Raw genomic sequence first — 24,888 nt, 5'->3', positions numbered from 1 at the left:
ATCGTCCCCACCCGCCGGATGGACCCAGGCGAGAGGCGCGGGGATTGGCGATGGACCCCGACAGAGCGGCCATACCGGCACGGACGCGCCTCTTTTCAGCATCCTGCCCTTGCCAACATGATCGGGGGGTGTTCGGGTTCATGACCATGGAACTGGCGCCCGCGCTGCGTCATGGAACTGGCGCCAGACCCTTGATCCGGTGCCGCCCGATCGTCATGGCCCGGTGGCGTGCCGGGGATCGACGCAAAACTGGACCTCACCGCCATCGCGGCGGGCCGAACCACCGCCAGGCGTGTCAGGAAAGGACCCGCAATGTCAGAGATCATCGTGCTTGGTGCCGGAATGGTCGGCGTGGGAACGGCGCTTGCGCTGCAAGCGCGCGGCCATGCGGTCACGCTGATCGACCGCAAGCCGCCGGGCGAGGAGACCAGCTATGGCAACGCCGGGATCATCCAGTCCGAGGCGGCGGAACCCTATGCCTTTCCCCGCGATCCCAAGACCTTGCTGCGGTTCCTGACCGGGCGCAGCAACCAGGTCCGCCTGTCGCCCGCGGCGGTGTTGCGCATGGCGGGGCCGCTGCTGGGCTATTGGGCCAACTCGGCCCCCGGCCGGCATGCGGCGCTGTCACGAAGCTATGCGCAACTGACACGCCGGTCGGTCGATGACCACGGCCCGCTGATCGACGCGGCCGGGCAGGGAAACCTGATCCGTCGCGCCGGGTTCTTTGAAATCTGCCGAAACGCGAGGGCGTTGGACGCGCAGGCAAACTATGCCCGGCGCATGGAAACGGCGTTCGCCGTGCCCTTTCGCGCGCTTGACGGCGATGCTTTCGCGCGCGAAGAGCCATCGTTTCGCTCCCGCTATGCGGGGGCGATCCACTGGACCGACAGCTGGACCTGTGCCAATCCGGGGGCGCTGACCAAAAGCTATGCGGATCTGGTCGCGGCACGGGGGGGACGGGTTGTCGTCGGCGACGCCTCCAGCCTTGTCGCGGCGGGCGCGGGCTGGACGGTGCACAGCGACGCGGGGCGGGTGTGGGCCCAGGACGTGGTGGTCTGCCTTGGCCCGTGGTCGCCGCAGCTGCTTGCGCCACTGGGCTACAAGGTCAAAATGGTCTGGAAGCGCGGCTATCACCAGCATTTCAGCGGCGCCGCGCCCTTGCGGCGGCCCTGCGTCGATGCGGAAAACGGCATCGTCCTGGCCCCGATGACAGGGGGGCTGCGCATGGCCACGGGGGCGGCGCTGGTGAATCGCAACGCCCCTGTGGACCGTGCGCAGCTGACTTTCGGCGAACGCGCGATGCGCAGGGAGATCGCGCTTGGCGATCCGGTCGAGGATCAGCCCTGGGTCGGGCATCGGCCCTGTTTGCCGGACATGTTGCCCCTGGTCGGCAAGGCGCCCCGGCACGACCGGTTGTGGCTGAATTTCGGCCATGGTCATCAGGGGTTTACCCTGGGGCCGACCACCGGCGCGCTGCTGGCGGATGCGATGGCGGGGCACCGATCCGACCTGCTGAAGGCGTTGGCTCCGGCGGGGCGATCCGGCACGATCCGCTAGGCGGCGCCCGCGCGGGCGGGCGAGATGTGAGTCCGGAATACCTTGGGCCGTGTCAGCGTTCGGGCGCAGGCTCGACATTGGCCAGCCCGTCGATGAACACGTCAAGCACGCGCACCACCGTTTCCTGCCATCCCGGCTGTTCGCGCATGTAGCAGATGCCAAGGAAGGCGCGCATCAGCTCGTCCGGGGTGATGTCGTCGCGCAGGCGGCCCGCGGCGATGCCCGACTCCATCAACCCCGAGATCGCCCGCATCAGGCTGGCAGTGGTGCCCGCGAAAAACTCGCTTGAACTGTCCAGAACCGGCGAAAGCGCCGCCAGCATGCCGCGCTTTGTGGCGACCATGCCGATGCTGGCGTGCATCCATTTGCGCAAGGCAAGCACCGGATCGGGGTCGTTGGAAAGCGTTCTGGCCAGGGTCTCCATTTCGTCGACCTCGCGCTTGTAGACCGCCTGAAACAGCGCTTCGCGCGTGGGAAAATGTCGGTAGACCGTGCCGATGCCCACGCCCGCCTTGCGCGCCACCGCCTCCAGGCTGGCATCGGGGCCGCCGGCGGAAAACACGGCGCGGGCGGCGTCCAGCAACAGCTCGCGATTGCGCAGCGAGTCCGCGCGCGGGCGGCGGCGGGGTTTTGGCGGTTCGGTGCCCATGCGGCGGCAGAGTCCTTTTTTCTTGATAAACGGAGGCATCCTCCGTATGACTGCATTTCAGGGCCGCTCCGGGTCACGCAGACTGCGCACCGACCGGCCCGTTTGTCGCAGACCTCATCCCATCTGACGCACCGAACACCCAAAACCGGAGGGCCCATGACCCTTTCTATCACCCTTGTCGTAAATGGCGACCGCCATGACGTTTCGCTGCAAGATGCGCGTCCCACCTTGCTTGATGTGCTGCGCGACCGGATCGGTCTGACCGGCACCAAGAAAGGCTGCGACCGTGGCCAATGTGGCGCCTGCACCGTGCTGGTCGATGGACGGCGGGTCAATGCCTGCCTGTCGCTTGCCCTGACCGTTGACGGCGCCGACATCACCACCATCGAAGGCCTTGCCACCGGCGACGACCTGCACCCGGTGCAATCCGCCTTTGTCGCGTGCGACGGGTTTCAATGCGGCTACTGCACCCCCGGCCAGATCATGAGCGCGGTGGGGCTGATCGCCGAAGGCGATGCGGGCACCGACCCCGAGCGCATCCGCGAAGGCATGAGCGGCAACATCTGCCGCTGCGCCGCCTATCCCGGCATCACCGCCGCCGTGCTGGACGCGCAAGCGCGCCTTGCGGATTCAGAAAGGACAAACGGATGAACCTGTTCGATTACATCCGCCCCGCCACCCTGCCCGAAGCGATCGCGGCCGGTGCCCGGCCCGGCGCGTCCTATCTGGCCGGGGGCACGGCGCTGCTGGATCTGATGAAGATCGGCGTGGCGCATCCCGGTCAGGTGGTCGATATCTCGCGCCTGCCAGGGCTGGACCGCATCGAGCGGCTGGACGATGGCGCGATCCGCATCGGCGCGCTGGTGCGCAACGCCGATCTGGCCCGCGATCCGGGCTTTGCCGCTGCCTGTCCGGCGGTGGCCGAGGCGTTGCTGTCGGGCGCTTCGGCGCAGGTGCGCAACGCGGCAACGCTGGCGGGCAACCTGATGCAGCACACGCGCTGCGCCTATTTCCAGGACCCCCACAGCGCCTGCAACCGGCGCAACGCCGGGGCGGGTTGCGATGCCATCGGCGGCGAGACGCGCGGCCATGCGGTGCTGGGCTGGAGCGATGCCTGCATCGCCACCCACCCGTCGGATTTCGCCGTGCCGCTGGTGGCGCTGGATGCGGTGGTGGAAATCGCCGGCCCGGATGGGCCGCGTGACATGCCGCTGGCCGATTTCTACGCCTTGCCCGATGCCACGACGCCGGGGGGTGTGACGCTTGCCCCGGGCGAGCTGATCACAGCCCTGCGCCTTCCGCCCGAAGCCGCGGGTTTTGCCGCCAATGCCCGCTATGTCAAACTGCGCGAACGCACGTCCTTTGCCTTTGCGCTGGTGTCGGCGGCGGCCATGCTGCGGATCGAGGATGACCGCATCGCCGCCGCGCGCGTCGCGCTGGGGGGCGTTGCGGCGCGGCCCTGGCGCTCCAGTGCCGCCGAGGCGGCGCTGATCGGTGCGACGCCCGGCACCGACATCTTTGAAACCGCCGCCGACCTTATGGTGAAGGGGGCGGCTGCGTCGGGGGACAACGGGTTCAAGATCGCGCTTGCGCGGCGCATCACCACCCGCGCGCTGACTCTTGCCGCCGCGGGAACCCCGGCGCGGATGCCCGCGCTTCCTGCCTCTGTCTTTGCGCCTGTCACAGGAACCGCCTCTCATGCCTGACCCGATGAACCCCGCCGCTTCCGGCCATCATGTGCGCCTTGGCTCAAACTCTGGTCAACCGATGACCCGCCGCGACGGCGCGGCCAAGGTTACCGGCACCGCGACCTATGCCGCCGACAACCGCCCCGAGGGGCTGGTGCACGCGGTCTTTGCCGGCGCGTCGATCGCGCGCGGGCGGGTTACGTTTCTGGATGTTGCCGCCGCCCGCGCCCATCCCGGCGTGATCGAGATCATGACGCCGGACAATCGCCCCCCCTTGCATGTGAACCCGGACGAGAAATTTCACGCCTTCGCCTGGCGCACCGAGGCGTTGCAGGACGACACCGTGCGCTACGCCGGGCAGCCGATCGCCGTGGTCATCGCAGACACGCTTGAGGCCGCGACCGAAGGCGCCCGTCTGCTGGCGCCCCTTTACGCCAGCGACCCGGCCCGGATCGGGTTCGACCAGGGCACGCGCTACGACCCGCCCGCCGTCGGCATTGGCGCCGAGGCGGACTTTGCCAAGGGCGATCTTGCCGCCGGACTGAGCGCCGCCGCGCAGGTGACCGAAACCCGGATCACCACGCCGCTGCAATATCACAACGCCATGGAACCCCACGCCATCGTTGCCGAATGGACCGAAGACCGCCTGACGCTGGACACCCCGAACCAGGCCATCGTGATGTCGCGCAACGCATTTGCGCAATATTTCGATATTCCGGCGGAAAACGTCACCCTGCGCAGCCCCTATCTGGGCGGCGGGTTCGGGTCCAAGGCCATCATCGTCGGCCCGCAACTGCTGGCGATCCTGGCGGCCAGGATGGTTCAGCGCCCGGTCAAGCTGGTGCTGCGGCGCGATCAGATGTTCGGCCCGGTGCAGCATCGCGGCGCCACGCAACAGGTCGTCAGGCTGGGCATGGAGGCCACGGGGCGGCTGACCGCTCTGGATCACCACGCCACGGCCTCGACCAGCAGCTTCGATGATTTCATCGAACCTGCGGCCAATGCGTCGCACAACCTGTACGCCAGCCCCTCGATTCGGACCCGGCACACGGGCGTGCGCATCGACACCGGGACGCCGGGTTCGATGCGCGCGCCCGGCGAGGCATCCGGCTCTGCCGCGCTGGAATGCGCGATGGACGAAGCGGCAGAGGCGCTGGGGCTGGACCCGCTGGAATTTCGCCTGCGCAACTATGCGGAAACCGATCCGGCCAGCGGAAAACGGTTTTCCGCCAAGGCCCTGCGCGACTGCTATGCGCAGGCGGCGGCGCGGTTCGGCTGGGCCGACCGTCCGCTGGCGCCGGGACAGATGCGCGACGAGGACGGGCTGCTGGTCGGCTGGGGCATGGGCACCTGCCTGTTCCCCGCGCCGATGTTCCCCGCCCGGGCGCGCGCGGTTCTGCGCGCCGACGGCACGGCGGTGGTCGAAACCGCCGGCGCCGACATGGGGCAGGGCGCGTGGACCGCGCTGGCGCAGATCGCCGCCGACGGGGTCGGCCTGCCGATCGACAAGGTGGTTTTTCACTCGGGCAGTTCGGATCAGCCGGACGGGGGCGTTGCGGGCGGTTCCGCCCATACGGCCTCTGCCGGGGGGGCACTGCATGCGGCCGGGGGCGACGCGATCCGGCAGCTGGCCGAAATCGCCGCAGCCGATCCGGACTCGCCGCTGTTCGGCACCGGCAACACCGGGGTCACGGCGCGCGACGGGCGGCTCTATCGCAGCGACGATGACAGCCGCAGCGACAGCTACAGCGACATCATGGTCCGCGCCGGTCTGACCGAGTTGACCGGCACCGGCAGCGGCGCCCGCGATCCTGCCAACGAGGAAAGGCGCGCCATGTTCTCGCACGGGGCTGTGTTCGCCGAGGTCAAGATCGACCCCGAGTTGTTTCAGATTCGCGTCACGCGGATGGTCGGCGCCTTTGCCGCCGGGCGCATCATCAATCCGCATCTGGCCACAAGCCAGTTGACCGGAGGCATGATCTGGGGCCTGAGCTTTGCCCTGCACGAAGAGGGCGTGCACGATCTGCGCACCGGGCGGGCGATGAACGCCGATCTGGCCGGGTATCATGTGCCGGTCAACGCCGATGCGCCTTCGGTCGAAGCCATCCTGGTGGACGAGACTGACCCTTATGTGAATGCCCTTGGCATCAAGGGTGTCGGCGAAATCGGCATCACCGGAACGGTCGGGGCAATCGCGAACGCGGTGTGGCACGCCACCGGCAAACGCGTATCGTCGTTTCCCATCCACATCGATGCGCTGATGGGGTGAGACGACGGCGCGACGGCGATCGGGTGGCGCGCTGCCACCGCGGTCGCCGTCATGTGGAACCTCAAGGGTGGTTGCGCCAGTTTCCGCTATCTCAGCTTCGTCAGTTCTTGCCTGAAGGCTTCGACTGGTGTTGCCATCCGAGGTGCTTTCCGGGTGTGCCGTTCAGGCGGTCGCAAATCGCCTTCATGTCGCGAGTATAGAACGCGGCCACAGGTGCATCTCTTGGGATGGTAACGCCTTGCCCGCTTGTTCAAGTTCTCGACGGACCGCTTTTGCCAAGGCGCCTGCGGATCACGGTACCAGGCTTTTGTTCCAATGCCCGGCTTCAGCTCGCGCCAATCTCGGAATTCAGGGCCGCGTTCAACCGTGGTGGGACGGGCGCGGATTGAGGCAAGGGTTCCATCATCTCCATCAGCTTGTTCATGAACTGTGTCGCGCTGCGGTCATCGTTTCGCAACAGGATGGCGAAGCGGATCTTGCGCTCAACCAATGAGCCACGGTCATCTTGCCTTGAGCGCGTTCAAATATCACCAGATCACCCTCACGTTCGCCAAATGTCTCGCAGGCCTTCACATATTCCGCGCGTTGGTGGATTGACCGATCCGGTGGACCTTGTTGCGCACAGAAGGTGAAGGTCGGTGTTCCCCTTTCCCCGGATGCACTTATCCCACGGGCTCGGTGACAGGGATGCCGAGCGCGGTGTCGCCGTTCAGCACGGCGGCGCGGACCCGGAGTTCGGCGACTTGGCGATCAAAGTCGCGTGCCATTCGCCATTCTCCTTCGCCCGCGGCCTTGATGCCGGTGCTGTCGACCAGCAGGTTCAACGGGCCTTTTGAGCCGCGACAGGGGGTGGTCACTGCCAAAGTCCTTTGGCGCTGGCTCAGCGTGCTGAAGTCCGGCACGGCCCCGGTCGAGGCCGATCGGCCGCAGCAGGCTCTCGACGAACCCGGTCGTCTGCCGGAGGGCCATGCCGTACAGGGCTTTCAACGTCAGGCACGTCTGGATCGCGGCATCGCTATATTGAGGCGGTCGGCTTCGCTTGCCGGTTGGCGGCGGCACCCACACCATGTCCGGATCGAACCAGATCGTAAGGGAGCCCCGGCGCTTCAGCGCGTTGTTGTAGGCTGGCCAGTTTCTGGTCTTGTGAGTCCGCGGGATGGGCCTGCTCATGCAGACCAGCTGCCATGCCGGATTCACGAGATAAAACCCCCCTCGGCTCTGCACAACAAAGCCCTGGGTCGATACACTTGTGAAGTGCAGATTGACAGGATAACGTTCACCTGTGACCGAAGTCGCCGTGGTCGACGTATCCCGGCGAGAATTGAAGAGAATAATACGATGGCTTCTATCGAAGAGCCGGTCACCGTCGGCCTATTGTATTCGCAAACTGGTGAGACTGCAGTCATTGAGGTGGCGCAGCGGCAAGGTGCGTTGCTCGCTGTCAGTGAGTTGAACGCCGAAGGTGGTTTGCTGGGGCAGCCCGTCACTGTGCTTGACAGCAATCCGATGTCTGTACCGTCGCGTTTCCGGGACAGTGCCGAGAGACTGTTGTCTCAGGGCGCCGATGCATTGTTTGGCTGCTACATGTCTTCTACACGCAAAGCCGTTCTGCCGGTGATCGACCGGCGCAGGGCCTTGTTGTTCTATCCGACCGTTTATGAGGGCTTTGAATATCTCGAAGGCTGCGTCTATTCCGGCGCGGCACCAAATCAGAATGCCCGAATGCTTGCGGATTTCCTGTGCGAGGCCTACGAGCCCCGGTTCTTCTTTGTTGGATCGAATTACGTCTTTCCTTATGAATCCAACAGGATCATGCGCGATCTTTTTGCCAATCGCGGCGCGTCGGTCGTAGATGAAATTTACATCCCGCTTATACCCAGCAAAGAGGACATCGCCGAAGCGATCGAAAAGATCCGAAAGGCTGGCCCTGTTGTCGTTTTCTCGACCGTCGTGGGGCAGGGGGCGGTGGATTTCTACCGTGCCTATGACGCGGCCGGGTTCGACAGATCTGTTCAGCCCATCGCCTCGCTTACCTTTGGCGAACCGGAATGTCTGGCGGCAGGTGTCGATGCCTGCGTCGGAAACATCAAGGCCGCCCCCTATTTCAGCGTCGTCCGCAGCCCTGCGAACCAACGCTTTGTCACCGCCTACAGAAGCAAGTTTGGCGCAGAGCAACCCGTGTCGGCCGAGGTCGAGGCCGCCTATTTTCAGGTGAAAATGTATGGCGAGGCGGTCAAGCGCGCGGGCACCACGGATCGGGCCGCGATCCTCAAAATCCTTCCCACATTTACGTTTGAGGCCCCGCAGGGAACCGTACGCATCGACCCGGTGACGCATCATACCTATCTGTGGCCGCGGATCGGTATTGTGGGCGCAGACGGTGCCTTTGAGATCGTTCGCCAGACCAGCGAACCCGAACCGCCCGAACCCTATTTGGTCGAACACGACGATCCGGCCAGCCTTGCACGGGTCGAAGAGGGATGGGACTGATGGCCCATTTTCGCCTGAGGGATCTGCGCAGCCTGAGGGTTGCGGTGGTGCATCCGCCAGATGCCGAGTGTCAGACCATTCTTGAACAACTCGGCCGGATTGGATGCCAGACCCATTTGGTCTGGCCGCCAGAACGGGGTCTTTTGCCGAACGTTGACATCGTCTTCGCGGGCCTTTTTTTCGACAGTCACGAGCAAGTGCGGGCGATGATGCGAAAGGTGGAAAAGCCAGCGCCAGCGCTGATCTGCGTCGTAGATTATGAAAACCCCGCGATGCTTGAGCTGGTCGTCGATCTGGGCGCGGTCGCGGTCACGTCAAAGCCGGTGCGCAGTTTTGGAATCATGACCAACATGGTCGTTGCCCGCGCCAACCAACAACGCCAGGACGCGCTGCGCGCAAGAACCGCCAAGCTGGAGAAAAAGCTGACGGGGCAGAAACAGATCGCCACTGCGAAATCGATTCTGATGAAAGTGCAGGGCATTTCCGAAGATGAAGCGTTTGAAACGCTTAGAAAACAGGCAATGTCCAAGCGTTGTTCCATCGAAGACATGGCTGAAGCCATCATCAAGGCGAATGATCTGTTGTCGAGCGGCAAAGGCACGGTATAACGAATCAACGAACGGCCAATGACGCCCGTTCGTTGAAGCAATGAAGCTCGCATCTTTACCGTAACTGGTAAGTGTGGGCTTTTTTTATGTTCCGGGCGGCTCAATGGCGCGCTGCCCGTTCCTGTGCCGACCTTGGGCCAGGATGTCTTGCTGAGCCTTGCTTGGATGCAGCAGCGGATAACGAACTTTCTGAAAACCCTTCGTCTCTCCGGGCTGAACTGGTCCGCGAGTCCATGAAACCATCGGTCACAAACGATAATATGCACGGTCCAACTGCGTGCCGCCGTCCCAGGTGAGGGCGCGGGCTGGACAAGTGCGCACAGGGAGACCCTAAAATGACGACCAACCGTCGATCTTTCTTGAAAACAGGTGCCGCGTTCGGTGCCACGCTTGCCGCCCCCTCGCTGATAGCTGGCCGCGCAGGCGCTGCTGGTGAAGTCGAGGTCGGGGTCCTGTTCTCGCAGACCGGCGGTTTGTCGATTGTCGAGAAATCCCTGGCCGATGCCACGCTGATGGCCATCGAAGAAATCAACGCCGCGGGTGGCGTGAACGGCATGACCATTAAGCCCCTCGTCGAAGATGGTGCGTCGGACCCGAAGACATTCAACGAAAAGGCATCAAAGCTTGCGATCCGTGACCGCGTGCCGACAGTCTTTGGCTGCTACACGTCGGCCTCGCGCAAAGCGGTGCTGCCGGTCTTTGAAAAGCGCAACAGCATGTTGTTTTACCCGACCTATTACGAAGGTTTCGAGTGTTCCAAGAACGTCGTTTATACTGGCGCCGTTCCCAATCAGCAGCTGTCGAACTTCATTCCCTGGATGATGGAAACGCTGGGCAAGAAGAAGATTTTCATCGTCGGGTCGAACTATATCTATCCGCGTGAAATGGCCAAGGTCTCGAAGATCCTGATCGAGCAGAACGGCGGCGAATGGGTCGCGGATGAATATTTGGAACTGGGCCATTCCGAATGGGGTGCCATGGTTTCCAAGATCAAAGCCTCGGGCTGCGACGCGGTGTTGTCGAATGTGGTGGGCGACTCTGTCATCTCTTTTTATCGTGAGTTCCGCAATCAGGGGCTTAGCCACGACGAGATCCCGATCTGCGCCACCGTCACATCCGAAATTGAAATCGCAGCAATGGGGGCAGAATTTGCGGCGGGATCTTACACCTCGTTCCCCTATTTCCAGGCCATCGACAGCCCGGAAAACAAGTCGTTCATCGAACGTTACCGCAGCTTTGTGGGAGACCCGTCCGCAGTGACGCACCACGCGATGGAAAGCTCGTATTTCCAGGTCTTCCTGTGGAAGCAGGCGGTCGAGCAGGCAGGCGAAGCCTCGCCCGATGCGATCCGCGCAGCCATCGGGGGCCAGACCTTCGATGCTCCGAACGGCAAGGTCACGGTCGACCCCGAGAATCTGCACACCCACCTGACGCCGCGCATCGCGCAATGGGGCGAGGACGGGCAAGGCACGATCATCGATGCCTACCCCGAGCCGGTCGAACCGATGCCCTATGTGGCCTACGGCGAAACCCCCGAGAACATGTTCTGCACCGTTGCCGGGCTTGACAGCTCAAAGCTCTGAGCCTTGCGGGCGGGGGCTGTGGCCCTCGCCCTGGCTGGCATTTCTACAAGGACCTTGGCCATGACGGAAACCCTGTTTATCGGACTGTCGCTGTCGTCGATCCTGCTGCTGATCGCGCTTGGACTGTCCATCACCTATGGCGCGATGGGGGTGATCAACATGGCCCATGGTGAATTGGTGATGATCGGCGCCTATACGGGGGTGCTGTCAGGCATTTACCTGAACTTGAACCTTTTATTCGCTCTTCCACTGGCCTTTATGGTCTCGGCGTTGCTGGGGCTGGCGCTGGAAAGGCTGGTGATCCGTCGGCTGTATGGGCGCATCATCGACACCCTGCTCGCCACCTGGGGCGTTGCCATCGTGCTGCAACAACTCATTCGGCTTGAATTTGGCCTGAGCTTTTTCGGTATTCACGTCGATGGGTTGGGGCCGGGGCTACAAAGCATGGATGTGCCATCCTTCCTGACACAGCCGTTCGAGATCGCCGGGGTGCCGATCCAGACCTATCGCAGCTTCATCATCCTCGTAACCTTGTTGCTGACACTGCTGACATGGTTCCTGATGTACCGCACCTCGATGGGCGTGCAGGTGCGGGCCATCATGCGCAACCCGCAGATCGCGGCGGCCTGCGGTATCGACGTGCGCCGGGTGTCTGCCTTTACCTTTGCGTATGGCTCGGGCCTGGCCGGGGTCGCGGGGGTGCTGCTGGCGGGGTTCAAGACGGTCATGCCCGAGATGGGCGCTTCGACCGTGGTGGACGGATTTCTGGTCGTCGTCGTCGGGGGGGTTGGATCGCTGTTAGGCACGGTTCTGGCATCGGCGATGCTGGGGCAAATCAACGGCGTTTTCGCCATTTTGACAAATGACATTCTGGCCCGCGCCATCGTCTTTGGTGTGGTGATCGCCATCATCCTTTGGCGCCCGCGCGGCCTTTTCTCTTTCCGGTCGAGGTAACCCATGACAGGCAACACGCTGTTCAAGCTGGGCGATTGGGGCATCTATGCGCTATTCATCGTCACCGTGCTGGGTCTGCCGCTGGTGATGGACGATGTCTTCTGGCTGAACCGGATTTCAAAGTATCTGGTCTATGGCATGCTGGGCATCGCTATTGCACTTAGCTGGGGCTACGCCGGTATCCTGAACCTGGGGCAGGGGCTGTTCTTTGGGCTGGGGGCGTACATGGTTGCCATGTCGCTCAAGCTGCAAAGCTACACTTCGACGCAGCAGGGCAGCGACATGCCGGTGCCCGATTTCATGCTTTGGAACGCCGAACCGGGTGCCCCGACCGAGTTGTGCTGCATCGTTCAGGGCTCATGGTTATGGCTGCCGTTCCAGTCGCAATGGTTCGGCATGGCCATGGCGATCGTGCTTCCGGTGCTTATCGCGCTGGTGCTGTCATCGGCGATCTTCCGGCTGCGGGTGTCGGGCGTTTATGTTGCGATCATCACGCTGGCGTTGGTGCTGCTGGTGCGGCTTTTGATCATCGACGCGCAACCGATCACCAATGGTTTCAACGGGTTGACCGATCTTGGCTGGCTGACGGTGGCGGGGATCGAGTTTGATCCCTACATGGTCTCGACCTATTACGTCGTGGCGGTTTCGACCTGCGTGGTGCTGTTGCTGACCCGCTGGTTGGTGTCGACCCGCGCCGGGCTGATCCTGCAATCGACGCGCGACGACCCCAACCGCTCGCGGTATCTGGGGTATGACGTCGCGGCCTATCAGGTGTTCTTTTTCACCGTTTCGGCCGGCATCGCGGGCTTTGCCGGGATGCTGTATGTGATCGCCGCTGAATTTGCATCGCCGTCGTTTCTGGACATCACCTTTTCGATTTCGATGGTTGTCTGGGCAGCGGTGGGCGGACGCTCGTCGCTGATCGGGGCGGCCATTGGCGCGATCCTGATCAACACCATCGAAGCCACGGCCTCGGAAACCGAGATGTTTCAGGAAGCGTGGAAGCTGATCATCGGCGTCATCTTTGTGCTGGTCGTCCTGTACATGCCGCGCGGTCTTGCCGGGCTGGCGCAGGATCTTCTTGGCCGCATCAGCAGCGCGCGCGGCAGCGGCGACAAACAGGCGGCGCGTTCCGGCGCCCCGGCAGAATAGGGGGCGCGGGTATGGTTGCGGCACTCACGATCGACGCGCTGGAAGTGGATTTCAGCGGTTTCAAGGCAGTGGACGGGATGACCACCGTCATAAACGAAGGCGAACTGCGCGTTGTGCTTGGCCCCAACGGGGCGGGCAAGACGACGCTGATGGATCTGATCAGCGGCAAGACAGCCTCGACGGGTGGTGAAGTGCGCCTGTTCGGGCGCGACATCACCAACCGGCCAGAGCACCAGATCGCTCGGGCCGGGGTGGGGCGCAAATTCCAGATCCCCTCGGTCTTCCGTGACCTGACGGTGCACGACAACCTGCGCGTCGCGGTCAGCCACGAGCCGCGCGTTTTCCGCAACCTGCGGCTGGGGATGGCCCCCGCCGACCGGGCGCGTATCGACGAGGTCATCGCGCTGACCGGGTTGGAGCCGGTGCTGGATGTCATCGCCGGCGATCTCAGTCATGGACAGATGCAATGGCTGGAACTGGGTATGCTGATCACCCAACAGGCGCGGGTGATCCTGCTGGATGAACCGACCGCAGGCATGACGCAGGCCGAAACGCTCAAGACCGCGGACATTATCCTGAAGCTCAAGGGCAACCACACGTTGCTGGTGGTCGAACACGACATGGCCTTTGTGCGCAAGATCGCCGAGCGCGTCACCGTGATGCATCTGGGCCGGCTGCTGGCCGAAGGGCCGATGGCAAAGATCGAACAGGATCCGGCGGTTCGCGACGCCTATCTTGGGTCGGGGGGGGCACACTGATGCTGTCCCTTTCAAACGTAGATAGCTTTTATGGTCGCAGCCAGGCGCTGCACGACATGACTGTCGCCGCCCCCGAAGGCGCAATTCTCGGGATTCTGGGGCGCAACGGGGTGGGCAAGACCACGCTGTTGCGCACCATCCTGGGGCTGACCGACCGCTCCGAGGGGCAGATCACGCTTGGCGACAAGCCCATCGCGCGGCTTGCGACCCATGAACGTGCGCGCGCAGGCATTGCCTACGTCCCGCAGGGACGGATGATCATTCCCGACTTTTCGATCCGCGAGAATATTCTGATGGGCGGCTTTGCGGCCGGGGGCACGCGCCGCATCCCGGACATCGTGCCAGAACTGTTCCCCTATCTTATCGAAAACCTCGACCGTCCCGGCGGTGTCCTGTCGGGGGGGCAGCAACAACAGCTTGCCATCGCGCGTGCGCTGGCGTGCAAGCCCCGCGTGCTGCTGATGGACGAGCCGACCGAGGGCATCCAGCCCAACATCGTCGCGCAGATCGAAGACATTATCATCCGGCTCAACAGCGAATTTGGCCTGACCATTTTGTTGGTTGAACAGAACGTCCACTTCGTGCGCCGCGCCGCCAAGGCCTTTGCGATGATCGAACACGGAACGGCGGTTGAATCCGGCGCGATCGAAACCCTGACCGACGAGATGGTCAACAAGCACATGGCAATCTGATGCGGATGTTCACGGATATTTTGGGAAAATCGGCAGATTTTCACGACGCGCTGCATCATTTGGAACACCACCACGCGGTGGATGTGCTGCGTCTGCCGCCTGCGGATCTGGCGCGGCGGCGGCTGCGGTGTGTCACCGAAGCGGGGCACGAAATCGCTGTTGCGCTGCCCCGCGATACGCCGCTTTACGATGGTGCGGTGCTGGCGCTTGATGACGCGGGCGCGCTGGTGGTGCGGGTTGAAACCGAACGCTGGCTGCGGCTGGCTGCGGCCAACAGCGCAGTCGCCCTGCGGCTGGGGTACCTTTGCGGCAACCTGCACTGGCGCGTGCGCTTTGATGGCGAAGAACTGCTTGTCGCGATCGAAACCGAGGACCGTGTTTATCATGACCGCCTTGCGCCAATGATCGAGGCCGGGGAAATCATCGTGCTGCCCGCGCGCGAGGGACAGCCCGCATGACCGATCTGCGCTCTCAGTTGCGGATGCTGCAATGTTGCGACAGCGCATTCCCGTCGGGGGCGTTTGCGTTTTCATCCGGGTTGGAAACACTGGTGAACGAGGGGCGGGTTAAATCCGCTACAGATCTCCACCAACTGCTGGACGGACAGGTGATTCCGCGTTGGCTCGATTTTGATCGCCCCTTCTTGCGTCAAGCCTTTGCCAGCGCGCAAGATCCTGACGCCCTGTATCAGATCGATACCCGATGCCATTTGCAGAACACCGTCGAACGCTTGGCCCGCGCCTCCCGTCGCATCGGGCGGTCGTTGCTGACGGTGCACGCACGCATCGCCACACCGGGGGCCAAGGCCTATCAGGACCATCTGCGCGCCAACGCGCCCCCCGAGGCAACCGGCTATGAGCCGATCGTGCAGGGCATGCTTGGCGCCGGGCTGGGGCTGGATCTGTCGCAGGCCGAGGTCGGCGCGCTCAACACCGTCGTGACGGGTGTGACATCGGCTGCGGTCCGGCTTGGCAAGCTCGGGGCGCTGGATGCGCAGGCGGTGCTTGCGGCGGCGGCCAATGCGATGGTGGCCGGCTTGTCATGCCCCGCGCCAGAATACCCCGGTGCCTTTGCCCCCCTTGTCGAAATCGCGGCGCAACGCCGGACGGCTGAACAGATCAGCCTGTTCGCCAATTAAGGACCGGAGACACGAGATATGCTTCTCACCCCGACCGAGCTGGAAAGGCTCACGATTTTCACGGCGGCAGAGCTGGCACGAAAGCGCCGCGCTCGTGGCCGGGTGTTGAACGCGCCCGAAGCGGTGGCGCTGATTTGTGACGAAATTCTCGAAGGCGCGCGCGACGGGCGCTCTGTCGCGGACCTGATTTCCTTTGGCTCAACGATCCTGAGTTCCGACGACGTGATGGAGGGCGTCGCCGATCTGCTGCCGATGATCCAGGTCGAAGGCGTGTTTCCCGACGGCACCAAGCTGGTTACGGTGCACGACCCGATCCGCCCCGGCGACAACACCCCCGACGGCCGCGTTGGCATTCCCGGCGAAATCCGCGCCGCCGAGGGTGAAATTGAACTGAACGCCGGGCGCGCGCGCGTCGCGCTGGTGGTCAAGAACACCGGCGATCGCCCCGTGCAGGTCGGCAGCCACTACCATTTTTTTGAAACCAACAAGGCGCTGGATTTCGACCGCAAGGCCGCCTTTGGTTATCGACTGGATATTCCGGCGGGCACCGCCGTGCGCTTTGAGCCGGGCCAGGAAAAAGAGGTCAGCCTGTGTGATTTCGGCGGCACCAAACAACTGTCCGGGCTCAACAACCTTACCAATGGCGCGGATCGCGATACGGCGCTGGAACGCGCCAGAGCGGCCGGATTCAGGGGGGCCTGATCATGGTCACGATGACACGCGCAGAATACGCGGCCATGTTCGGACCGACCACCGGCGACCTGATGCGGCTGGGTGACACCCAGCTTTGGGCCGAGATCGAGCATGATTACACCAGCTACGGCGACGAATGCCTGCATGGCGGCGGCAAGACGCTACGCGACGGGCTTGGTCTTGCGGTCGGCGTGACCTCGGCGCAGGGCGCCCTGGACATGTTGATCTGCAATGTCGTGGTGATTGATGCGGTGGCCGGCATCGTCAAGGGCGACATCGGCATCAAGGACGGCAAGATCGTCGCCATCGGCAAGGCGGGCAACCCCGACGTGATGAACGGCGTCGATCCGCGCCTGATCGTCGGGGCCGGCACCACCGTGCGCGACGCCGAAGGTATGATCGCCACCGCGGGCGCCATCGACGTGCATGTGCATTTTGACAGCGCGCAGCTGGTTGAACACGCCATGTCGTCGGGCATCACGACCATGCTGGGCGGCTCGCTTGGACCGATCACCGTGGGCATTGATTCCGGCGGGCCGTTCAACACCGGCAAGATGCTTCAGGCCGCAGAACACTGGCCGATGAACTTTGGCTTTCTGGGGCGCGGCAACGCCCACCGACCCGATGCCATGCACGAACAGATCCGCACCGGCTGCTTGGGGCTGAAAATTCACGAAGACTGGGGCGCGATGCCCGCCGCCATCGACGCCTGTCTCAGCGCGGCCGATGAGCTGGATTTTCAGGTGCAACTGCACACCGACACCCTGAACGAAAGCGGCTTTGTCGAAGACACGCTTGCCGCCATCGGCGGGCGCGCCATTCATATGTATCACACCGAGGGCGCGGGCGGCGGGCACGCCCCCGACATCATCCGCGTTGCGGGGGTGGCCAATTGCCTGCCCTCGTCGACCAACCCGACGAACCCGTTCACGGTCAACACGTTTGACGAACATCTCGACATGACCATGGTGTGCCATCACCTGTCGCCGTCGATCCCCGAAGACGTGGCCTTTGCCGAAAGCCGCATCCGCGCTCAGACCATCGCGGCCGAAGATGTCTTGCACGACATCGGCGCGATCTCGATGCTTGGGTCCGACAGCCAGGGCATGGGGCGCATCCACGAGGTGATTTCGCGCACCTGGCAACTGGCGTCAAAGATGCGGGAGCAGCGGGGGCGGTTGCCGGATGAAACCTCGGCCAAGGGGGACAACTTGCGCATCAAGCGTTTCATCGCCAAGTACACGATCAACGCCGCCCGCTGTTTCGGTATCGAAAAACACGTCGGCTCGATCGAGCCGGGCAAGCTGGCGGACATCGTGCTGTGGCGGCCGGGTTATTTCGGTGTGAAACCGGAACTGGTGGTCAAGGGAGGCTTCATCGCCTGGGGCGCAATGGGCGACAGCGCGGCCTCGTTGATGACCTGCGAACCATTGATCATGCGCCCGCAATGGGGGGCCTTTGGCAAGGCCGCACCGGCGCTGGGGGCGTGTTTTGTCAATCCTCTTGCGATCGAGGACGGGTTGGATGCGGATCTAGGCCTGACCAAGCCGCTGCTGCCCGCGGTCGGCACGCGCCACCTGCGCAAATCCGACATGCACCTGAATGATGCATGCCCGGACATCCGGGTCGATCCTGCGACCTTCGAGGTCTTTGTCGACGGTGAATTGGCCACTTGCGAACCCGCCACCGAACTGCCCCTTGCACAAAGGTACATGCTGCGATGAACGTCATTTCCTCGACAGCCGATGCGAAACGCCCCGGTGCTGCACGGATCGGCATCGGCGGCCCCGTAGGATCCGGAAAGACCGCCCTGATCGAGGCGCTGATCCCCGTATTCAAAGCGCGCGGCATCGAAATCGCCGTTGTGACCAACGATCTGGTCACCAAGGAAGACGCCCGCCGCCTACAGGCCGGGGGGCTGATTGATCCCGACCGCGTGCTTGCGGTCGAGGCAGGCGCTTGCCCCCACACCGTCATTCGCGAAGACCCGACGCTGAACATCGCGGCGGCGGACGATCTGGAGGCGGCGTTCCCCGATCTGGATCTGGTTGTCATCGAAAGCGGGGGCGACAATCTTGCCTCGACCTTCTCGCTTGATCTTGTTGATTGGTGGATGTTCGTGATCGACGTGGCGCAGGGCGACGATATTCCGCGCAAACGTGGCCCCGGCATCTTGCAATCGGATCTGCTGGTCATCAACAAACTTGATCTGGCCCCGCATGTCTTTGTCGATGCCGACGCGATTCTGGCCGAGGCCCGCCAGATCCGCGGTACCGCCCAGGTGATCGGATGCCGCTGCAAGGGCGCAACGGTCGAGGGCATCGAAACGATCGCCGACACCATCGCCCGCGAAGTGCTGTTCCACGAGATCCCGGCGTGAAATCAGGCGCCGCAATATCGCGTGGCCGCCCGGTCAGGGCGCGGCTGACGTTTCGCGATGTGGCGGGGCGCACGCATCTGATGGGTCAGCTGACCCCGCACCCGTTTCATATTACCCGCCCGTTCCGGCATCCGGGCGACCCGCAGGGAATGGCAACGCTATACCTGCAAAGCTCGTCGGGGGGGCTTTATGGCGACGACGATCTAGGGTTGTCGATCTCGCTCGAACCGGGCGCGGCGGCGCATGTCACGACCCAGGCATCCAGCGTTGTGCATGATGCACGCGGACGGCCCGGCGCGGTGCAGGATGTGCAGCTGGACGTCAGGGATGGCGCGCTGCTGGAATATCTGCCGGATCCGGCGATTTTGATGTCGGGCAGCCGATTGGACAACCGCGTGTCGGCACGGCTGGAGCAGGGGGCGCGGCTGCTGATGGCCGATGCCCAGCTGATCCATGATCCAGATGGCGACGGGCGGGCCTTCGATTATCTGCGAAACAGTGTGTCCATCGCCGGGCCGGGCGGGCCGCTGATGCTGGACCGGTTCGCGCTGTCGGGCGGGGCGTGGCTGACGCGGACGGGCGGGGCGCGCTGCGCGGGCATGATTGTCGCGGCGGGGTTGCCGGAAACGGGCGCGCCCATGGCAACCGCCATCGCGGCAGAGCCGGGCGTTTACGCGGGGCTATCGGAATTTCCTGATCGCGACATTTCGATCCTGCGCTTCATCGCCACCGATGGCGTTGCCCTTGGCCGCGCGCTTGTCACGGCATGGCGCGCGGCGCGCCAATCGCTGACAGGTGCCGCGCCCCATGCGAGGCGCAAGTAAGCGTCTTGTCCTGTTTGTCGCGGCACCCGCTGCGGCAATGAAATCAACCGGGTGCAACACTTGCATCTGGCCACACGACCCAACCAGACAGGAGACCAGGAAATGCACCACGGTGACATCGGAAGCAGCAACAATACGGTCGGCGTGGCCGTCGTAAATTACAAGATGCCGCGGCTTCATACGCGTGCTGAAGTGCTTGAAAACGCGAAAAACCTCGCGGAAATGCTGAAGGGTATGAAAAAGGGTCTGCCGGGCATGGATCTGGCGGTTTTTCCCGAATATTCGACCCACGGCATCATGTATGATGAAACGGAAATGTACGAGACCGCCTCGACCATTCCGGGCGATGAGACAGAAATTTTTGCCGCCGCCTGCCGCGAGGCCGACGTCTGGGGGGTGTTCTCGCTGACGGGCGAGCGCCACGAACAGCACCCCAACAAGGCACCGTACAACACCCTGATCCTGATGAACAACAAGGGCGAAATTGTTCAAAAATACCGCAAAATCATGCCTTGGGTGCCGATTGAGGGCTGGTACCCCGGCGATTGCACCTATGTTTGCGAAGGCCCAAAGGGCCTCAAGATTTCGCTGATCATCTGCGACGATGGCAACTACCCCGAAATTTGGCGTGACTGCGCCATGAAGGGGGCGGAACTGATCGTGCGATGCCAGGGCTACATGTACCCGGCCAAGGAACAGCAGGTGATGATGTCAAAGTGCATGGCATGGGCGAACAACTGCTATGTCGCCGTGGCCAACGCCACCGGCTTTGACGGTGTATATTCGTATTTCGGGCACTCGGCCATCATCGGCTTTGACGGTCGTTCGTTGGGCGAATGCGGCACCGAGGAAATGGGCATCCAGTATGCGCAACTTTCGGTGCCGATGATCCGCGAAGCGCGCAGCACGATGCAGTCGAACAACCATCTCTTCAAGCTCGTGCACCGTGGCTACACCGGGATGATCAATTCCGGTGATGGCGACAAGGGGGCCTGCGCGATGCCGTATGACTTTTACCGCAAGTGGGTCGAAGACCCCGAAGGCACGCGCGAGGCGGTCGAGGCCATGACCCGGTCGACCGTCGGCACTTCGGAAAGCCCGATCGAGGGGATCCCGAACGAAGACATGGCAAGCGAACACCGCTGACCTGAGACCTCCGGCGCAGGGTGCTTTGCGCCGGATGGCCACCAGACCCCGGCGGTGGCCATCGACTGCGATCCGGTTCACGGCATGGCAGATGCCGGACCGGGTCGCCTTTTTTCATGCGCGCCGCGACAGGAGCCGACGATGACCCAAACCCTCGATGCCTGGCGCATCACCGAGCAGCCCGCCTATCAGGCGTCGAACGACGAAATCGCGTATTACACCGCAGCATATGGCGCGCGCCTTCCGGTGATGCTCAAGGGCCCGACGGGGTGTGGCAAGACCCGTTTTGTCGAACACATGGCCTGGAAACTTCGGCGGCCTCTGGTCACGGTGTCGTGTCACGAAGACATGACCGCGTCCGATCTGGTGGGGCGGTATCTGCTGGGCCCCGAGGGCACGCATTGGCAGGATGGCCCCCTGACCCTGGCGGTGCGCTTCGGGGGCATTTGCTATCTGGATGAGGTGGTCGAGGCACGCCAAGACACCACCGTGATCATCCACGCGCTGACGGATGATCGCCGTATTCTTCCGCTTGAGAAAAAGGGCGAGCTGCTCACGGCGCATCCGGATTTCCAGCTCGTGATTTCCTATAACCCCGGCTACCAATCGGTCCTGAAGGACCTCAAGGAAAGCACCAAGCAGCGCTTCTGCGCGATGGATTTCGGCTACCCCGACCCGGCAGTGGAAGGTAGCATCGTCGCAGCACAGGCCGGAATTTCGGATGGGTTGGCTCGCAAGCTGGTGCAGATCGCGGGCAAAAGTCGAAACCTGCGCGGCCATGGTCTGAACGAAGGGGCCTCGACCCGAATGCTGATCCATGCCGGGCGGCTCGTTGCCGAGGGCTTGACGCTGCGGCAAGCCTGTTCTTTGGCGGTCGTCACCCCGATCACGGATGATCCCGACATGCGCGCGGCGCTTGACGCTGCCGTGGATGCCTGTGCCTGACGACATGGTGGATCTTGCAGTGAAAGCGTCCTGGCCCGATGCCACGCTGGCCGCGTTCCCGGGGGAAAGCCTTGGGGCATTTTCTGCGGCACATGCCCGGCTGGCCGGGGCAGGGTACGGCGGGGAGGTTCCACGGGTATTCGCCACGACGGCCCGGCAGGTGGCGGAACGGCTGGGCCCGCAGGTTGCCCTGTCGCTTGGCACAGTCACGTCGCGGGTGGCGATCAAAACCCGCCCCCGTATCGCAGCGATCTATCTGTCGACCGCAGCGTCCATGTCGCGCGACATGGACGAAAGCACATTCCTGAACTGGCAGGCCATGATGCTTGGCCTGCTTGCAACGGCACCCGAAAGCGTGTTGCCGCTGCTGGAACGCATGGACATGCTGACGGGTCGATTGGCGCCCCAAGCGTTATCCGCGTGGATTGACACCGGGTTGCGGCTGGCCGGGCGTGATGCGGCGCGACGGCTTGCGTATTTTCGCCTGGAACTGCCCGAAGCGCAGCGTCTACTGGAACGCCACGCTGGCGACGAGACCTTTCAATCGCTTGAACGGGGTCTTGAGGCATTCCACACGGCGCTCTGGGGACGCAACGTACCACTGCGCGAGGCGCTGCCCGACCCGAGTGGGCGCGCGATAGGGCGGGCGTCTTTTGCGGCGGGTGTCGTGCAACTGCCGCCCAGTTTGCCGGGTCATGGGGGCAACGAGCGGCTTTTATACCGCGCCGCCTTGGCCCATATCGGTGCGCATTTCGCCTACGGCGGGCCGTGTTTCGAGATCGGGCAGCTCAAGCCCATGCAAATCGCGGTGGTCTCGTTGATCGAGGACGCCCGCGTCGAAACGCTGGCGCTGCGTGACATGCCGGGGCTGCGGCGCCTTTGGGCCCCGTTTCACAATGCCGAACCTGGGGGTGTGGCGACCGCGCCATCCCTGTTTACCCGGCTTGCGCGTGCGCTGTTCGATCCTGATTTCCCCCCGGAACACGGCTGGGTCGCCAAGGGGGTTGATCTGTTCAATGCCCATCGTGAACGATTGGCAGATCCCGCGATCTCGCGTCATATCGGCAACCTGTTGGGCAACGATCTGGGCCAGACCCGAGTGCAGTTCAACGCAAAAGGCTATGTGGTGCAACCTGTGTATCGTGATGATAACCTTGGTCTGTGGGCCTTTCCTGATGCGATGCACCAACCACCGGCTGAACAGATCGAAATGCCAGTGGAAACCCGGGACCTGGGCAAAACGGATCAAGGCGGCGCCACGGATCACAGCCCACAGCCCCCCGCAGATGATCCCCCCGACGAAGCCATCGCCATTGCACCATCGGAACCAACCGACGGCGCGCGTGTGACACAGCTTTCGGAATATGACTATGCCGCCCGGATTGAACGCCCCGACTGGGTCACCGTCAACAGATACGACCCGGGACCGGGCGATCCCCGGTTTTGGGACAAGCTTACCCAGCGCCACGCCGCGCTCGTAAAGCGCACGGAAACGCTTGTAAGACAGGCGAATGTCGGGCGTCGCAAGCGCCTTAAACGCCAGTCCGAGGGCGAGACGCTGGATCTGGACGCCGCCATCAGTTCAGCGATTGCCCATCGCGGCGGGCAAACGCCCGACCATCGGGTTTATCAGGGGATCTCTGCCCCGGTGCGATCAATCGCCGTGCATCTGCTGCTGGATACGTCGCTGTCAACGGGTGCTGAGACGGGTGCCGGCAGCGTTTTGGATCTGGAACGCGACGCGGCGGCCATTCTTGCGCAGGCGATGGAGCAGCTGGGCGATCCGCTGGCGATAACTGCTTTTTCCTCATGCGGGCGAGAGGATGTTCGCACCGTTCTGGTCAAAGGGTTCGATGAACCCGTCGGCATGGCGACCGGGATGGCCCTGTCAGGGTTGAAACCTGCCTGGTCCACGCGGATCGGCGCCGGGATACGCCTTGCGGGTCGCACGCTTGACCCGGTACCAACTCATCGCAAGCTTGTTCTGATCCTTACGGATGGTGAGCCATCGGACATCGACGTGCCTGACCCGGATTATCTTGTGGCGGACGCAAAGCGCGCGGTCCAGTCCCTGACGGTACGTGGAATAGATTGTTTTTGCATCGCCCTTGGCAGCCCCGACAGGCAACGGCATTCTGAAATTTTTGGGCAAAACCATGTTCAGACCTTTGAAAACATCAGGGCGCTGCCCGAAAAACTTACGGAAATCTTTTTCCGGCTGAGCAAATAGCTGCCATCTGAAGGGCGCTTTTGCGCAACTCGCGCCTGAGGGGACTGAGGGGACTGCATCTTCACCCGCTGGTGTTTCATGCCACGCGGACGATTTCGGCGGTGCCGAGGGCGTTGAGGCGGGTCACGAGTGCAATACGAATGTGGAATTCGGCGCTCTGGCGGTCTGGGTCTCTCGCCATGATGCGTTCGCCGAAGGATTTCAGCCAGCGCATCTTCGCCTCGATCCGGCTGCGGGCGTGGTATCCGGTCCAGCGTTTCCATAGCGCGCTGCCGCAATGTCGGGTCGCGCGCAGGGTTTCGTTGCGGACCTTTGTGCCCGGGCAGTCTTTTTTCCACAGGCGCCCGTTCTTTCGGATCGGGATGATCGGAACAGCGTCACGCGCGCGGATGGTGGTGTGGCAGTGGCACGCGTCACAGGCACGTCCGCTGCCCGGCAGGCAATTGCGAAGCAATCTGCCGAGACCGCCCCGACGGCGAACACCGCGAACACGATCCCCGCGCGCCCATCGTCACGCGTGATCGGGACATCACGATGCCGCATGGCGGAGCTCCACCAGTGGCAGCTTTCTGGCCGCGTCGTTCAGCGCAGCCGCCACGCCCAGGCTTTCGGCCTCGGCGAACAGGTCAGAAATCTTGCGGCTACGCCAGAACAGCCCTTCGGTGCAGGCCCGGCTTATCCGAAGCAGGGCGTCGATGTCGCCGTCCCTATCGCGAAACCGGTCGTTGACTGCGACGATCCCGCCGGCCAGAAGCGCAAGCATGATCAAAGCCTGCAAGGTCGGCACGACCTGGCATGCCGTATCCCTCCGGTGGGGGCCGTCTGACGGGGCGTTGGAGGCGATGATAAGTCCGACGTTATGGTCGACCTTACGGTCACACCCCGGATCGAGATCCTGTCCACCGAGGATACGCCGTGTCGTCGGCACTGGAGCGATGCCGACAAGATCAGGGTGGTCGAGAAAGCCTTGGGGGACATCGGCAGGTCTCAGCGACAGCGCGGCGGCATGGCATCTGCCGTTCGCTGCTGACCGTCTGGCTGACCGTCTGGCGGCGACAGTATCGGAACGGTGAGTTCGCGACCCAGAGCGGTCCGGCGTTCGTGCCAGTGAAGATGGCGCCCGACTTGGATA

Annotated in this window: 23 protein-coding genes and 3 pseudogenes; 21 read left to right on the top strand and 5 right to left on the bottom strand. The window is 63.3% G+C overall.

From position 1 onward, the window contains the following. Window positions 1-312 precede the first annotated feature (312 nt). Window positions 313-1,557, top strand: a complete 1,245-nt coding sequence (locus ATI53_RS18115; protein ID WP_111551037.1) for an NAD(P)/FAD-dependent oxidoreductase — start codon at window positions 313-315, stop codon at window positions 1,555-1,557. A gap of 52 nt (window positions 1,558-1,609) precedes the next feature. On the opposite strand, the gene ATI53_RS18110 is transcribed toward ATI53_RS18115, so the two are convergent. Next, window positions 1,610-2,206, bottom strand: coding sequence for a TetR/AcrR family transcriptional regulator (locus ATI53_RS18110; protein WP_009504308.1), 597 nt, complete (start codon window positions 2,204-2,206; stop codon window positions 1,610-1,612). Between the two features lie 156 nt (window positions 2,207-2,362). Between ATI53_RS18110 and ATI53_RS18105 the strand changes: the two genes are divergently transcribed. From ATI53_RS18105 to ATI53_RS18095, 3 genes are read left to right on the top strand one after another with little or no spacing between them, the layout of a single operon-like run. Continuing rightward, on the top strand, window positions 2,363-2,857 hold the full coding sequence (locus ATI53_RS18105) for a (2Fe-2S)-binding protein (protein ID WP_009504307.1): 495 nt from the start codon (window positions 2,363-2,365) through the stop codon (window positions 2,855-2,857). Then, window positions 2,854-3,912 carry an FAD binding domain-containing protein gene (locus tag ATI53_RS18100; RefSeq protein ID WP_009504306.1) on the top strand — a complete coding sequence of 353 codons (1,059 nt, stop codon included), beginning with the start codon at window positions 2,854-2,856 and terminating at the stop codon, window positions 3,910-3,912. The genes ATI53_RS18105 and ATI53_RS18100 overlap by 4 nt, the downstream gene beginning before the upstream one ends. After that, window positions 3,905-6,163 (top strand): xanthine dehydrogenase family protein molybdopterin-binding subunit, encoded by a 2,259-nt coding sequence (locus ATI53_RS18095; RefSeq protein WP_111551036.1) that lies wholly within the window; start codon window positions 3,905-3,907, stop codon window positions 6,161-6,163. Before ATI53_RS18100 ends, ATI53_RS18095 begins: the two co-directional genes overlap by 8 nt. 86 nt (window positions 6,164-6,249) lie before the next feature. On the opposite strand, the pseudogene ATI53_RS24600 reads toward ATI53_RS18095, so the two are convergent. Then, a pseudogene (locus tag ATI53_RS24600) lies at window positions 6,250-6,772 on the bottom strand (IS30 family transposase); the annotation flags it as partial. 161 nt (window positions 6,773-6,933) lie between these two features. Beyond that, a pseudogene (locus ATI53_RS18085) lies at window positions 6,934-7,333 on the bottom strand (transposase); the annotation flags it as partial. Window positions 7,334-7,501: 168 nt separating this feature from the next. On the opposite strand from ATI53_RS18085, the gene ATI53_RS18080 reads away from it, so the two are divergent. The 16 genes from ATI53_RS18080 to ATI53_RS18005 all read left to right on the top strand — a co-directional run bounded on the left by ATI53_RS18080 (window position 7,502) and on the right by ATI53_RS18005 (window position 23,756). Further along, entirely contained in the window at window positions 7,502-8,653 is a 1,152-nt protein-coding gene (locus ATI53_RS18080; protein ID WP_034453232.1) for a transporter substrate-binding domain-containing protein, read from the top strand. Further along, a complete protein-coding gene (locus tag ATI53_RS18075) occupies window positions 8,653-9,261 on the top strand; it encodes an ANTAR domain-containing response regulator (protein ID WP_009506085.1) in 609 nt (202 codons plus the stop codon). Before ATI53_RS18080 ends, ATI53_RS18075 begins: the two co-directional genes overlap by 1 nt. Before the next feature lie 335 nt (window positions 9,262-9,596). After that, window positions 9,597-10,844 (top strand): transporter substrate-binding protein, encoded by a 1,248-nt coding sequence (locus ATI53_RS18070; protein ID WP_111551035.1) that lies wholly within the window; start codon window positions 9,597-9,599, stop codon window positions 10,842-10,844. 60 nt (window positions 10,845-10,904) lie between these two features. Continuing rightward, the gene (gene urtB, locus ATI53_RS18065) at window positions 10,905-11,798 is read left to right on the top strand and encodes an urea ABC transporter permease subunit UrtB (RefSeq protein WP_009506081.1); all 894 of its coding nucleotides are present in this window, start codon (window positions 10,905-10,907) and stop codon (window positions 11,796-11,798) included. Window positions 11,799-11,801: 3 nt separating this feature from the next. Next, complete coding sequence (gene urtC, locus ATI53_RS18060) at window positions 11,802-12,950, top strand: urea ABC transporter permease subunit UrtC (protein WP_009506080.1); 1,149 nt, start codon at window positions 11,802-11,804, stop codon at window positions 12,948-12,950. Window positions 12,951-12,961: 11 nt separating this feature from the next. Next, window positions 12,962-13,708: an urea ABC transporter ATP-binding protein UrtD gene (gene urtD / locus ATI53_RS18055; RefSeq protein WP_111551034.1), complete on the top strand. Its 747-nt coding sequence runs from the start codon at window positions 12,962-12,964 to the stop codon at window positions 13,706-13,708. After that, window positions 13,708-14,400: an urea ABC transporter ATP-binding subunit UrtE gene (urtE, locus tag ATI53_RS18050; protein WP_111551033.1), complete on the top strand. Its 693-nt coding sequence runs from the start codon at window positions 13,708-13,710 to the stop codon at window positions 14,398-14,400. Before urtD ends, urtE begins: the two co-directional genes overlap by 1 nt. After that, on the top strand, window positions 14,400-14,858 hold the full coding sequence (locus ATI53_RS18045; protein WP_009506076.1) for an urease accessory protein UreE: 459 nt from the start codon (window positions 14,400-14,402) through the stop codon (window positions 14,856-14,858). The genes urtE and ATI53_RS18045 overlap by 1 nt, the downstream gene beginning before the upstream one ends. Beyond that, window positions 14,855-15,538, top strand: coding sequence for an urease accessory protein UreF (locus ATI53_RS18040; RefSeq protein WP_111551032.1), 684 nt, complete (start codon window positions 14,855-14,857; stop codon window positions 15,536-15,538). Before ATI53_RS18045 ends, ATI53_RS18040 begins: the two co-directional genes overlap by 4 nt. An 18-nt stretch (window positions 15,539-15,556) precedes the next feature. Further along, window positions 15,557-16,240 (top strand): urease subunit beta, encoded by a 684-nt coding sequence (locus tag ATI53_RS18035; protein ID WP_111551031.1) that lies wholly within the window; start codon window positions 15,557-15,559, stop codon window positions 16,238-16,240. 2 nt (window positions 16,241-16,242) lie between these two features. Further along, window positions 16,243-17,955, top strand: coding sequence for an urease subunit alpha (gene ureC / locus ATI53_RS18030; protein WP_009506073.1), 1,713 nt, complete (start codon window positions 16,243-16,245; stop codon window positions 17,953-17,955). Next, window positions 17,952-18,611, top strand: a complete 660-nt coding sequence (gene ureG / locus ATI53_RS18025; protein ID WP_009506072.1) for an urease accessory protein UreG — start codon at window positions 17,952-17,954, stop codon at window positions 18,609-18,611. Before ureC ends, ureG begins: the two co-directional genes overlap by 4 nt. Next, window positions 18,608-19,435 carry an urease accessory protein UreD gene (locus ATI53_RS18020; RefSeq protein WP_111551030.1) on the top strand — a complete coding sequence of 276 codons (828 nt, stop codon included), beginning with the start codon at window positions 18,608-18,610 and terminating at the stop codon, window positions 19,433-19,435. The genes ureG and ATI53_RS18020 overlap by 4 nt, the downstream gene beginning before the upstream one ends. Before the next feature lie 102 nt (window positions 19,436-19,537). Continuing rightward, window positions 19,538-20,581, top strand: a complete 1,044-nt coding sequence (locus ATI53_RS18015) for an aliphatic amidase (protein ID WP_111551029.1) — start codon at window positions 19,538-19,540, stop codon at window positions 20,579-20,581. Window positions 20,582-20,722: 141 nt separating this feature from the next. Then, window positions 20,723-21,526, top strand: coding sequence for a CbbQ/NirQ/NorQ/GpvN family protein (locus ATI53_RS18010; RefSeq protein ID WP_111551028.1), 804 nt, complete (start codon window positions 20,723-20,725; stop codon window positions 21,524-21,526). Beyond that, window positions 21,513-23,756 (top strand): nitric oxide reductase activation protein NorD, encoded by a 2,244-nt coding sequence (locus ATI53_RS18005; protein WP_240778645.1) that lies wholly within the window; start codon window positions 21,513-21,515, stop codon window positions 23,754-23,756. The genes ATI53_RS18010 and ATI53_RS18005 overlap by 14 nt, the downstream gene beginning before the upstream one ends. 76 nt (window positions 23,757-23,832) lie before the next feature. Here ATI53_RS18005 and ATI53_RS18000 read toward each other — a convergent pair. Together ATI53_RS18000 and ATI53_RS17995 are read right to left on the bottom strand one after the other, a co-directional pair. Then, window positions 23,833-24,177 (bottom strand): annotated as a pseudogene (locus ATI53_RS18000) (transposase); the annotation flags it as partial. A 108-nt stretch (window positions 24,178-24,285) separates the two neighbouring features. Next, window positions 24,286-24,519: a hypothetical protein gene (locus tag ATI53_RS17995; protein ID WP_146609954.1), complete on the bottom strand. Its 234-nt coding sequence runs from the start codon at window positions 24,517-24,519 to the stop codon at window positions 24,286-24,288. Window positions 24,520-24,671: 152 nt separating this feature from the next. On the opposite strand from ATI53_RS17995, the gene ATI53_RS17990 reads away from it, so the two are divergent. Further along, on the top strand, window positions 24,672-24,888 hold a 217-nt coding region (locus ATI53_RS17990), incomplete at its 3' end, for a transposase (RefSeq protein ID WP_249033407.1).

It is taken from the genome of Salipiger aestuarii, from assembly GCF_003259905.1.
Taxonomy (GTDB): Bacteria; Pseudomonadota; Alphaproteobacteria; order Rhodobacterales; family Rhodobacteraceae; genus Salipiger; species Salipiger aestuarii.
This window is presented reverse-complemented; position numbering and strand designations above follow the sequence as displayed.